The organism is Peribacillus sp. GL_122 (genome assembly GCF_057835005.1).
The window spans coordinates 3,180,107-3,193,345 of the sequence record NZ_CM174415.1 but is presented as its reverse complement, the minus strand read 5'-3'; the positions used below and the strand labels follow the sequence as shown (position 1 = coordinate 3,193,345).

The window sequence follows — 13,239 nt, the reverse complement described above, 5'->3', positions numbered from 1 at the left end:
TGTGAAAAAGAAAGCGCTTTTTTACGGGAATTCTAAACCGATTTAGTTAAAGGTCATATAGGCTTTACTCTTGGTTATTAAATGGAAACGTTTCCAAAAATGCTGCTGCATTTATTGAAACGTATAGGGGGGTATTTTATGTTTTCAAATGGTAGAGGGATGGTTATCGTTTTCTTGTTCTTGGCAGGTGTAATAAATTATCTGGACCGATCTGCACTGTCCATTGCAGCTCCGTTCATCCAAGATGATTTATCCTTAACAGCAACACAGATGGGGATTATTTTTAGTAGCTTTTCAGTTGGTTATGCCATATTTAATTTTCTTGGAGGAATGGCGTCCGATAAATGGGGTGCAAAGCTTACGCTTTTCGTGGCGATGATCGTTTGGTCTTTATTCAGTGGTGCACTTGTACTTGCTGTCGGTTTTGCCAGTATGATAGTCATCCGCATCTTGTTTGGAATGGGCGAAGGCCCTCTTTCTGCAACCATCAATAAGATGGTGAATAACTGGTTCCCAGCGAATCAACGGGCATCTGTCGTTGGTTTGACGAATAGTGGGACGCCGCTTGGTGGCGCCATAGCAGGTCCGATTGTTGGATTTATTGCCATCTCTTATGGATGGAGAGTTTCTTTCATTGCCATAATGGTGATTGGCCTTATATGGGCGATTTGCTGGTGGAAGTTCGTTAAAGAAAAACCAGCAGAGTCAAAAGAACAGAAACATACTGGTAAATCTTATGTAGCCGCAACATCGGAAGGAAAGTTGAAATTCACCTTTTATTTAAAACAAAAAACTGTTTTATTTACAGCTCTAGCCTTTTTTTCTTACAACTATATTCTCTTCTTTTTCTTAACTTGGTTCCCAAGCTATTTGGTGGATGCACGCGGCCTAAGTGTAGAAAATATGAGCATCATTACTGTGATTCCATGGATTTTTGGATTCATCGGACTTGCTTTGGGTGGATTCGTTTCGGATTTCTTCTCTAAAAAATTCGCTCAAAAAGGTGTTTTATTCTCACGTAAGCTCGTGCTTGTAACATGTTTATTCTTATCGGCGGTATGTATCGGCTTTGCCGGACTGGTATCCACAACGGTCAGTGCGGTAACGCTTGTCGCACTTTCCGTCTTCTTCCTATATTTGACTGGTGCCATTTACTGGGCAATCGTCAACGATGTTGTCGACCCTGGTAATGTTGGATCTGTTGGAGGTTTTATGCATTTCTTGGCAAATACAGCAGGTATCATCGGACCGACGTTAACAGGATATATTGTCGATACCTCAGGCACATACACAGTTGCATTCTTGCTTGCAGGAGGATTGGCCATCGTTGCATCGCTTGCAGTCATCCGTTTTGTAAGACCGATAGTAAAGCCTGCGTAATAGATTGTTAGAATGGAAGTGTCTCCCAAAGAAAATATCAAGGGAAGACACTTCCATTTTTCATGAATTAATATTTTTCATGTTTACTAGGCATGCTTAGCGCATCCGATATTCTTTTCGAAATGTTGCAGGTGTTTTTTTATTGTATTTTTTAAAGGTGCGAAAAAATTGGGGCATGCTTTCAAAACCACACATCTCAGCAATATGGGCAATGGTGTGATTCGTTTCCAGCAAAAGTTCCTTTGCCTTGATGATTCTTTTCGTATTTAAATATACTATTAAGCCAATTCCGGTCGTTTCCTTAAAAACTCTGCTGAAATGAGCGGGACTGACCAAAGCTTTTTGTGCAAGTGTCGTCAAAGTCAATGCTTCATCGATATGTTCATTAATATAAATTAAAATATCTTTGATCCATTCTGAACTATAGCTATTGCCCTCTGGTATATCTTCTTTGCCATTTATCCGGGTACGGTATAAATCAAGTATGATTTGATGAACGGTCAGCAAACAAGCATGCCTCGAGCCCATTGATTGGCTAGTGGTTTCTTGCAGGATGAGTTGTAGCTGTTCCTCCATCTTTACTTGTTTATTTTTCGGCAATGATATTTTATAATTCTTACTCTTTTTTGTCAGGTCAAACAAATGTAAATATGAAAAAGAATCATCAACCATATCTTTATATATCAATGTGGGACTGAAAAAGATAATGGTGGAGGTAACAGGGTCGTCCTTATTGGGTAAAGCCCTATGAATTGTATTATTAGGGATCAGGAATACATCCCCTTGCTGCATATCATAAAACACATCACCGATAAAAAAGGTCCCCTTACCGTTATAAACATAAACAATTTCATAATAGTCATGCATATGATCGGACAATTCATTCTGGGGACTTTTCGTATCCTGATAGACAAAAGAAAATGGGAAGAGTAAATCATGATTTAATGCATTATGAATTTTTTTCATTTCGTTCATCTCCTGAAAGTATAATACAACAAGAATGAGTATATTTATAACAAAATATGCAATTTATATTTCGAAAATTGATGTTAAAATTAAAATAGATTTAAAAATTAAAAAAGTTCAAGCGAAAAATGAAAGGGCTTTCGGAATGGATTGACGTTTGGTTTTGAACGTCTTCACTCATGATAAGGAGGGGACAAAATGAATAAATTTGTTCAATTGCATTCAAATGATGATGTTGTTATTTCCTTGGAGGGGATTCATAAAGGACAGAGCCTCCAGATTCAATCGGAAGACAGTGGAATGATCCATATAAAGGCAAGTGATGACATTCCTAAAGGGCATAAAATGTTAGTGAAACCGATAAAACGAGGGGAGGACGTAATCAAATTTGGCTACTCGATCGGAAAAGCTAAAGAAGATATCTCGATTGGCGATTGGGTTCACACCCATAATCTAGCATCCGGTTTGCATGGTATATTGGATTATTCCTATCAACCTAGCAGTCAAAATACAAAAGAGTCAAGTCAAGATCATACCTTCCAAGGATATATCCGTGAAAATGGGGAAGTGGGTATCCGAAATGAAATCTGGATCATCAACACGGTTGGTTGCATCAATAAAACATGTGAAATTCTCGCTAAAATGGGAAATGAGCAGTTTAAAGATCGACAAATCGATGGGATTCAACACTTTTCCCACCCATACGGCTGTTCTCAATTGGGTGATGATTTGACACATACACAGAAACTTTTAGCTGCCTTGGCTCAACATCCAAATGCGGCAGGGGTTTTAGTTGTAGGGTTAGGATGTGAGAACAATCAAATCGAAGCATTTAAAGAGGTCATAGGCGAATTTCCTCCAAATCGCATTAAATTTTTAAAAGCCCAGGAGGTTCAAGATGAATTGGAGAGCGGCTTACGTTTAATGGGAGAATTAGTGGAATATGCCGAAGGATTCGTACGCAAGCCCGTACCGGTTTCAAAGCTGAAAATAGGCTTGAAATGCGGGGGTTCCGATGGTTTTTCAGGCATTACAGCTAATCCATTGGTTGGTGCGGTTTCCGACCTTATTGTAGAAAATGGCGGGACCACGATATTGACAGAGGTTCCTGAGATGTTTGGAGCGGAAACGATATTGATGAACAGGGCAAGAGATGAAGAAACCTTTAATAAAATCGTTTGCCTTATTAATGATTTCAAACAGTATTTCATTCGCCATGATCAGGAAATTTATGAAAACCCTTCACCTGGAAACAAGGAAGGCGGCATAAGTACGCTGGAGGAAAAATCTCTTGGGTGCACGCAAAAAGGCGGCCATGCCACTGTAGTGGATGTTAGCCCATATGGTGAAAGGGTAGTGAAGCATGGTTTGAATTTAATCAATTCTCCTGGAAATGACCTGATTTCGGTGACGGCTTTGGCAGCAGCAGGTGCACATATCGTTCTGTTCACTACGGGAAGGGGAACACCATTTGGCGGACCGGTGCCAACCGTGAAAATAGCAACGAATTCAGATTTAGCCGATCGTAAAAAACACTGGATTGATTATAATGCAGGGCAACTGATTGAAGGTCAAAAGATCGAGGAATTAAAGGACGATTTATTCCAATACATTCTTGAACTTTCATCAGGTAAAAAGAAAACGAATAATGAAAAATTCGGTTATCGGGAGATAAGCATCTTTAAAGAAGGCGTCATTCTCTAACAGGTGTAAATATCTATTAAGATACTAAAAAGGAGTGTTATTCAGTGAAAAGTATTGTTTGTGAACAACCTTTTGAATTTAAGATGATCGAGACGGAAAAACCGGTTCCAAATTCAGGCGAAGCTTTGGTTCGTGTGCGGCGAATAGGAATTTGCGGTACGGATATTCATGCCTATGGTGGTAATCAACCCTTTTTTAGCTACCCTCGAATACTTGGACATGAATTATCCGGTTATATTGAATCCATATCGGAGAATGAATCAGGGCTGAATGTCGGAGATCAAGTATCGATCATCCCCTATATGGAATGTGGAAAATGCCTGGCTTGCAGAAGTGGAAAAACGAACTGCTGTACGGATATGAAAGTTTTGGGTGTACATGCTGAAGGCGGCATGAGTGAGTGGATGACGGTTCCTTATAATCATTTGGTGAGAACAGAGGGTCTTACACTTGACCAATCCGCAATGATAGAGCCTTTAAGTATAGGGGCTCACGCAGTTAGGCGCGCTGCTATTCAAAAAGGGGAATTTGCACTGGTAATTGGTGCTGGTCCAATTGGCTTGGGAGTCATGGCATTCGCTAAAGAACAGGGTGCGAAGGTAATCGCAATGGATGTAAATGATGAACGCCTTGCGTTTGCTGGCAAATGGGCAAATGTCGATTATACTTTGAACGTTTTGGAGAATCCAATGGCGAAATTAGCTGAATTGACAAATGGAGATATGCCAAGCGTGGTATTTGATGCAACAGGTAATGCTAAATCAATGATGGATTCATTTAAATATCCTGCTCACGGCGGAAGATTGATATATGTAGGTTTAGTTAAAGCGGATATTTCCTTTAATGATCCTGAATTCCACAGTAAAGAGCTTACATTAATGGGAAGCCGTAATGCAACAAGGGAAGACTTTGATTATGTCGTGAATACGCTGAAAAATGATAAGTTGGATATGAGTCAGTATATTACACACCGCACACATTTACATGAAATGATCAATCAGTTTGAAGGGTGGTTAACTCCTGAAGCTAAAGTGATCAAGGCCATTGTCGAAATATAAGCATAAGCATTAGGTTTGCTGTCGTAAGGGTAACCTCTTGAAATCACACTCAAATTGGATATTTCTGTTAGAAAGGAGTTCTTTGGTCATGAACTTTAATAAAAGCCAACTGAAGGGTCTGAGTAAAGATACAAAAGCTGTCCAATATTCACATATGATGGATTTTCCCATAAAAGTATTGCAGATTGGGGAAGGTAATTTTCTTCGGGGCTTCTTTGATTGGATGATTTATGAATGTAATAAACAAGGCCATTTCCTGGGAAGTATTGCAGTTACCCAGCCACGCCCCTCCGGAAAAGGCAAAATAGAGGAAGTAAAGCGGCAAGATGGATTGTATACATTAATGTTACGTGGTTTTCACCAAGGGGAGAAAGTGGAACATACAGAGATCATTTCCGTTTTTTCGAAGGTAATTGATCCATATGGAGAATGGATGGAATTTTTAGCACTATCAGAAAACCCTGCATTGGAATTTGTAGTTTCTAACACGACTGAAGCAGGACTCAAATACCAGCCGATTCCTTTGGAAGAAGGAATCCCGATTGAATCTTTTCCAGGAAAACTGACTGCTTTTTTATATCATCGTTATCTGCATTTCAACGGAGATGCGGAAAAAGGACTCACCATGCTTCCATGTGAGCTTTTAGAGAGAAATGGTGATTCATTGAAGCAATGTGTTCTTAAGCATAGCAGGGATTGGGATTTACCAATTCCCTTCATGGAGTGGGTGGACCGGGACAATCTATTCTTAAACTCGCTTGTAGACCGTATCGTTACAGGATTCCCAGCTAATGAGGCGGAAAAACTATTTGCATCATGGGGATATACGGATACTCTGCTAAATACGGCAGAACCCTATCATTTATGGGCTATTGAAGGTGACCCTTCTATTGATGAACGTCTTCCCTTACAACAATCCGGATTAAATGTGCGTTGGGTTAAAGATTTAGTGCCTTATCAAATGAGGAAGGTACGGATTCTTAATGGTTCACATACCTTGATGGCTCCTTTAGGCATTTTATCTGGATTGGAGGAAGTAAAACAGGTAATAGATCATCCTGATTTCAACCGATTCCTGAGCAATGCCATCGAAAAGGAAATAATTCCTTCATTACCTTTTGATCAAAATGAGATGATGCTATATGGGGAAAGTGTTCTTGAGCGATTTAAGAATCCTTTTGTACATCACCTCCTGGCCGATATTTCGCTGAATAGTATTTCGAAGTTTAAGGTTCGTCTCCTGCCTACGTTAGAGGAATATCATAGGGCGAAAGGCAAGCTACCCGACTGTATCGTCCGAGGTTTTTCGGGCCTGATCCGATTTTATAAGGTTCATGATGTAAAGGGGAGTTATATTGGTAAAAGCTTCGCGGGTAAAGTCTATGTTGTTAAAGATGATATAAAGACTATTGAATTTTTCAAGGAACAATGGCTTGGTTATGAGAGGGGAGGGATCCCGCTTAGACAATTGATAGAAGCCACCTTAAGTAATCAATATCTATGGGGGAAGGATTTGAGCGGTATCCCGAACCTAGGAAATGAATTATGCCAATATCTAGAAGGAATGATTGATGGAGATTATCCGTTGAAAGGATTCGGGCAAAGTTAAGTTCATGAATATCCTTCCTATCTCTTATTTTTTTCTTTATTTTATTTGTATTTTTGGTATACTGGATAAGTGATATAATTACTTGGTAGTTTCCTAATGGAAGATATCAAAAGAATTACATATTCTTTATTCCCGTGAAGGGGAGTAGCGTCAGGGATAACCTGAAATAAAGTCGTCATTACGTGGAATTCCACCGGCTTTATTGGCCTAATTCATTTAGTGCTTAGCGAGACCTTTGCCATATATGGCAGAGGTCTCTTTATTTTTGTATAAAGGAGGAAAATATGTTGGATTTTTTAACAGGTGAATTCATTTCAGGACTTTTAGCGATCATTATGATAGATTTGGTTCTAGCCGGTGATAATGCGATCCTTATTGGATTGGCTGCAAGAAAGCTTCCAAAAGATCAGCAAAAAAAGGTGATAATATGGGGAGCGGTCGGGGCAATAGTGATAAGGATCATCGCAACGCTGCTGGTTGTTTGGCTCTTAGAGGTGCCTGGACTGCATTTAATAGGGGGATTACTTCTTGTATGGATTGCTTATAAGCTCCTTATCGAAGAAGAGGAACATGATTTGAAGCCTGCAGACTCTATGTGGGCTGCCATAAAAACTATCATTATTGCGGATGCTTTGATGGGATTGGATAACGTCCTAGCGGTTGCAGGTGCATCTCATGGTAACTTCACTTTAGTGGTGATCGGTTTACTTGTATCTATCCCAGTAGTGATGTATGGAAGTACTTTGATCCTGAAACTGATTGAACGTTTCCCAGTCATCATAATAATTGGTGCGGGAATACTAGGTTGGACAGCTGCTAAAATGATTGTAGCTGAACCCTTCATGCAAGACTATTTTGCAAATCCCTTCATTAAATATGGATTTGAAGCGATAGTGGTGATTGGAATCCTGGTTGCCGGGACTTCAAGACAGAAAAATATAGAAAAAGAAAAAGCAAACAGAGAGAAAATGCAAATCGAACGTAATGGATGATGGACACAAAGGGACCTTTCGAAAATGAAAGGTCTCTCTTTTTTTCTATGCCCCAATGATAAAAGTTTCAAAACAAGAAAAGGGAGTACCAAAGTCCGCACTTTGGTACTCCTTTTTGCGAATATTTATGGAATCGATAACATGCATTCCAATCACGATACCCGAGACAAATGATCATATGGAGCGTTCATTCTTTTATTAGTTTAAGTTAATCCATACACTTTTGACTTCCGTATAATTATCCAAAGCATAACTGCCCATTTCCCGTCCGATTCCACTTTGTTTATAACCGCCAAATGGTGAAGCTGCATCGAAGGCGTTATAACAGTTTACCCAAACTGTACCTGCCTTTAATTCATTAGCCACATAATGGGCTTTTTTTACATCTTGTGTCCATAAACCAGCAGCCAATCCATATTCAGAGTTATTTGCACGGTTTATCACATCATCCAAATCGTCAAATGGCATGGCAGCTACAACAGGACCGAAGATTTCTTCTTTAGCGATTGTCATTTCATCTTCAACGCCTGCAAATATTGTAGGTGTTACAAAATAGCCCTCTCCTTGTCCGTAATTGCCCCCGGTAACCACTTCGGCTCCTTCAGACTTTCCTTTTTCAATATAACTACCCACTCTTTCCAATTGTTCACTGGAAACCAAAGGCCCTATCTGGGTAGATGGATCAAGACCGGCCCCTTGTTTAATGTTTTTTGCATGTGACACTAAGTCAGCTACCACATTGTCATAGGATTTCTTTTGAATGTACAGTCGGGAACCGGCACAGCAAACTTGTCCTTGATTAAACATGATGCCCATTAAAGCACCAGGAATGGCTTTACTCATATCTGCATCCGGTAAAATGATATTAGGTGATTTTCCGCCTAATTCCAACGAGATTTTTTTCACAGTTCCCGAAGCTTGGCGCATGATCATTTTCCCTACTGAGGTTGAACCGGTAAAGGCAATTTTATCGACATCTGGATGGTCTACAAGCGGTGACCCTGCTGTTTCCCCAAATCCAGGTATGACATTAAGAACGCCAGGAGGAAAACCTGCTTCAAGCGCCAATTGACCTAAATATAATGCTGAAAGCGGCGTTTGCTCCGCTGGTTTTAAAACGATCGTACATCCGGTTGCTAGGGCTGCGCCTAATTTCCATGCGGCCATAAGTAGAGGGAAATTCCAAGGGATGATTTGCCCTACCACTCCAACTGCTTCATGACGGGTATAGTTGAAGTAATTCCCAGCAACAGGTATTGTTTGTCCTACTATCTTAGTGGTCCATCCAGCATAATAACGGAAGTGATCGATTGCAAGGGGGACATCGGCATTAGCCGTTTCGCCAATTGGCTTGCCATTATCCAGGGTATCCAATTGTGCTAACGCCTCTTTATGTTCCTCCATGAGGTCCGCTAATTTATAAATGAGGCGACTGCGTTCCGATGCACTCATTTTTTTCCAAGGACCGTTGTCGAAAGCCTTACGGGCTGCTTTGACTGCTTTATCGACATCTTCCGGACCTGCTTCACTCACAACCGCTAAAACCTTGCCGTTTGAAGGATCAAGAGTCTCAAAGGTTTTTCCTGAAGCAGCTTCCACCAATTCCCCATTAATCAAAAGCTTTTTAGTGCCCTTCAAGAATTCTTGCACTCGTGGATTTAGTTTAATAGTTTGTTCCATGTATAATACCCCTTTTCATTTGGATTTAAGGTTCCATCATAAAATCTGTTGAGACAATGGCGTTCCTCTAAGTAAAGGATTAGGTATAAGCTTATGTTTTCGATACATTTCTCTTTAGCTGACTTGCAGCATGTCTGAATATCTTTAAAAACTTGATTACTTGATTTCGTTCCCCCCTTATCAAAAAGGAATCAATTTCTCGACATGTAATTATGCAAGACTTATGCCAATAACAAAAAAACAATGAAACCAGTTAAAGAAGATAGTAGAGGGATATGGGAAGGTGCCGTTCTGTTCCATATTGGAACAAGCAGGTGTTCCAATATGGAACAAAAAAGTGAAGTAGTTCGCAGATGGCTGTCTTCACTTTGGTGAATATCTGAATTTTCTGTTATAATTAAATTGAATGAACAAATCCTAAATACTCTAAAATATTAAATTGCATATAATTTCATTAATGAAATTGAATAAAAAACAGTGGCCATTTTACTGGATTATACATACGGGAGGATTATTCAATGTCTGTTAATATTAGCGCGGATAAAGGAACCATACCGGCATTTATTCAAGAATCATGGCAGCGGTGCATTTCGAAGGGGCTTCAGCCAAGCAGGATGGATAAGGAAGATATGCTTGGTGCATTTGAGTTGGCCGAATACCACGAACGATATGCAGAACTCCTGTACCATTCTTCCCCCATTTTAGAAGAAGTTTATCGCTCGATTAATGGTTTGGAGTCCATATTATTACTTGCTGCTCCTGAAGGATATATCATCGAAACAGTTGGAGATCCAGCTTTCATTCGCCATGCAGATAATGTTTCCCTGAGAAAAGGGGCAAATTGGCTAGAGGAATCAAAAGGAACAAATGCAATAGGAACTGCCATAGTAGAAAAAAACCCAGTATTGATTCATGGCAGTCAACACTTTCATCAGGATAACCATTTCCTTACTTGTGCCGCATCGCCCATTTATCACCCCGATGGGCAGCTGCTTGGTGTTTTGAACTTAAGCAGTCATCAACAGAATTATCATCCTTTTTCCATTAGTTTAGTTCAGAGGGTGGCTGATAGCATCAAACAAGCACTATTATTGTCCCATACTCAAAAAAGGGAGAAAAACCTTTATTATATTTATGATTCATACCCTGATCCGTTAATTACCCTTGATAAAGAGGGGAAAGTTACAGATCTCAATTTAGCGGCGTCGCATGTTATAGGCACATTGAGAAAACCGGTATCGAATATAATATCTGGAACAGACCCACTTGTTTTAGAACAGAAGGTTTCAATTAAAGACCAGGAGTTCTTGGTACAAACCCTCGGCAATAATATAGAACATCAATCCTCCGTGATCGTGCGGTTAAAAAAACAAAAATTGATTGATGGTTTAACAACTAATCGTTATCAATTTACTGATATAATAAGTAATGATCCGCAAATGAATCAAACCATATCCATTGCTAAAAGAGCTGCAGCACTTGATATCAGCCTGCTAATCACTGGAGAAAGCGGAACGGGAAAAGAACTGTTCGCTCAATCCATTCATGGGGTTAGCTTAAGAAGTGATAAGCCATTCATCGCCATCAATTGCAGCGCAATTCCCGAAAACTTATTGGAAAGTGAGTTATTTGGGTATGAAAAGGGTGCCTTTACTGGCGCAAAAAGCGGCGGGCATAAGGGGAAGTTCGAAGCGGCAGATGGCGGAACCCTGTTTTTGGATGAAATCGGGGATATGCCGCTTCAAGCTCAAGCGACACTGCTCCGTGTGCTTCAGGAACGATGTGTGACGCGTGTCGGCGGACATGCTTCCATTCCCATCGATGTAAGGGTCATTGCCGCCACCAACAAAGACTTACAAAAAGAAATTGAAGCTGGAGAATTCCGTGCAGATCTATTTTTCCGTCTTTGTGGATTATCTTTAAAACTTCCAAATCTAAGGAGTCGTAAAGATTTATTGCTGTTAGCAGAATACATTTTAGCGGATTTACCTTATAAGAGTGAACATACCGAACTAACTGACGAAGCTAAAACATTCATTTTGGAATATTCGTGGCCAGGAAATTTCCGCGAATTACAAAACGTGCTCGGTCAGGCTGCATTCCTAGCTGATAATGGCCCGATTAGAAGGGACTTGCTTGTAGCACTTTGTCCTGTTTCTTCCGTTACACATGAGGAAGGGGCAAATGCCGATCGAGAACCAAGAAACTTTCAAGAACAAGAAACCCAACTTATCAGAAATGCATTGGAACGAACAAATGGAAATATCAGTAACGCCGCGAAACAACTCGACATCGGCCGAAATACGCTTTATAGAAAAATGAAAAAATATGGAATCAACTATCAAAAGTAAGAGTTTCATCGTATATAAAAAAACATGAATGATGCGTTTCCTTTTTATGACAATATCGAATTTTCGACCTGATTTGGTCGAATCTTTGTTATCGCAAGTAACTATATGCGGACCAGCATACCTTATCTCTTTATAAGCTACATTTCACCTTGAAAAACAATAAATAATGAAGTGCAGGAAATCAAAATCTCATATAGAATGATGTTATTGATATAGTATCTAAAATTCCGCAAGGGATGTGTGGTCAATAGTATGAAGTTGTCATCTGAACATACGAAGTATAAACATGTATTGATTCAATATTTGGAAGAAAATGAATCTGCGTTTTTAAATGAATGGAATGAGACTATTAAGATCAATGAAATAGACCCCTACAAAGAAAAGATTAAAGAAAATGGTTATGGGATGTACTCACTGGTCATCCAAACGTTCAAGGAAATATTGTCTGATGATGTGCTGATAAAATTGGCTTACCAGGTTGCAAAAGAACGTCTTGAAGCAAATATCAACATTGGGGATTTTCTATATAATATCAATTTGGGGAGAAATATCATAATTAGAAATGTTTTTGGGGCCAATATCCCAATTAATTATATGAAGAAATTCATTAATGACATCAACTTGCACTTTGATACGTTCAGCTACCATGCAGTAACTAGATATACGAATCTTACAAATGAAGTGATTGAGGAAAAAAAGTCTTATATTAGTGAAAACCACAAAGATAAATTAGCGGTACTGGGTCAGATATCATCAAGTTTTGTACATGAGTTCCGAAACCCTCTTACAGCTATCATGGGGTTCAATAAATTACTGAAGAGGGAGAACCCGAGCTTGAAATATTTGGATATCATTGATTATGAGTTAAATCAGTTGAATTTCAGGATAACCCAATTCCTCCATACCTCTAAATCTGATTTTAATGAGGAACAAAGAGAGGAAATTTCCGTGTTAAAGTTAATTGAAGAAATACAAGAACTGACATATGCAAATATAGTGGATGCCAGCGTTAATGTGGAAATAAATATTTATCCAAACTTTGTCATGACAGCGAGCAAGGATGGGTTAAAACAGGTGTTCTTGAATCTTTTTATAAATTCCATTGATGCCTTAAAGGATAAGGAACATCCTAGAATTTTGAGGATAAACTCTATAATTGAGGCGAATGAAAGAATAATCCGAATTTCAAATAATGGACCGGCCATTGCCAGTGAATTGATAGAATCTATTTTTGAGCCTTTTGTCACAACGAAGGAGCTAGGAACGGGAATTGGATTATACGTATGTAAAAAGATTATTGAAAGTAATGATGGATATATGAATTGTGTCTCCAATGAAAATTTAACTACATTCAGCATCCATTTCCCAAAAGTTCAGAACTGAATATATAATGGGTTAATACATATCATATTGTGACTTTACATACAGCATTATATACATATCGATATTTTTCGACGCTTGTACATAGTTCTTTGATTAATAGTAGAAGGGCATTCCGG

At 39.2% G+C, this 13,239-nt stretch carries 9 protein-coding genes; 7 read left to right on the top strand and 2 right to left on the bottom strand.

All coding sequences use genetic code 11. From position 1 onward, the window contains the following. The first annotated feature begins 138 nt into the window (after positions 1-138). Positions 139-1,380: an MFS transporter gene (locus tag AC3ISB_RS15315; protein WP_489273666.1), complete on the top strand. Its 1,242-nt coding sequence runs from the start codon at positions 139-141 to the stop codon at positions 1,378-1,380. 96 nt (positions 1,381-1,476) lie between these two features. Here the strand turns inward: AC3ISB_RS15315 and AC3ISB_RS15310 are convergent, their stop codons facing one another. Continuing rightward, positions 1,477-2,346, bottom strand: coding sequence for a helix-turn-helix domain-containing protein (locus tag AC3ISB_RS15310; RefSeq protein ID WP_489273665.1), 870 nt, complete (start codon positions 2,344-2,346; stop codon positions 1,477-1,479). A gap of 198 nt (positions 2,347-2,544) precedes the next feature. On the opposite strand from AC3ISB_RS15310, the gene AC3ISB_RS15305 reads away from it, so the two are divergent. The 4 genes from AC3ISB_RS15305 to AC3ISB_RS15290 all read left to right on the top strand — a co-directional run bounded on the left by AC3ISB_RS15305 (position 2,545) and on the right by AC3ISB_RS15290 (position 7,709). Next, positions 2,545-4,050, top strand: a complete 1,506-nt coding sequence (locus AC3ISB_RS15305) for a UxaA family hydrolase (protein ID WP_489273664.1) — start codon at positions 2,545-2,547, stop codon at positions 4,048-4,050. Positions 4,051-4,094: 44 nt separating this feature from the next. Next, positions 4,095-5,108: a zinc-binding alcohol dehydrogenase family protein gene (locus AC3ISB_RS15300; RefSeq protein ID WP_489273663.1), complete on the top strand. Its 1,014-nt coding sequence runs from the start codon at positions 4,095-4,097 to the stop codon at positions 5,106-5,108. Positions 5,109-5,196: 88 nt separating this feature from the next. After that, positions 5,197-6,717 (top strand): tagaturonate reductase, encoded by a 1,521-nt coding sequence (locus AC3ISB_RS15295; protein ID WP_489273662.1) that lies wholly within the window; start codon positions 5,197-5,199, stop codon positions 6,715-6,717. 287 nt (positions 6,718-7,004) lie between these two features. Continuing rightward, positions 7,005-7,709 carry a TerC family protein gene (locus tag AC3ISB_RS15290; RefSeq protein WP_141994836.1) on the top strand — a complete coding sequence of 235 codons (705 nt, stop codon included), beginning with the start codon at positions 7,005-7,007 and terminating at the stop codon, positions 7,707-7,709. Positions 7,710-7,907: 198 nt separating this feature from the next. Here AC3ISB_RS15290 and AC3ISB_RS15285 read toward each other — a convergent pair whose 3' ends face one another. Then, complete coding sequence (locus AC3ISB_RS15285) at positions 7,908-9,389, bottom strand: aldehyde dehydrogenase family protein (protein WP_489273661.1); 1,482 nt, start codon at positions 9,387-9,389, stop codon at positions 7,908-7,910. Between the two features lie 518 nt (positions 9,390-9,907). On the opposite strand from AC3ISB_RS15285, the gene AC3ISB_RS15280 reads away from it, so the two are divergent. Then, positions 9,908-11,740 (top strand): sigma-54-dependent Fis family transcriptional regulator, encoded by a 1,833-nt coding sequence (locus tag AC3ISB_RS15280; protein WP_489273660.1) that lies wholly within the window; start codon positions 9,908-9,910, stop codon positions 11,738-11,740. 252 nt (positions 11,741-11,992) lie between these two features. Next, complete coding sequence (locus tag AC3ISB_RS15275) at positions 11,993-13,123, top strand: histidine kinase N-terminal domain-containing protein (RefSeq protein ID WP_063235023.1); 1,131 nt, start codon at positions 11,993-11,995, stop codon at positions 13,121-13,123. The last annotated feature ends 116 nt before the right edge of the window (positions 13,124-13,239 follow it).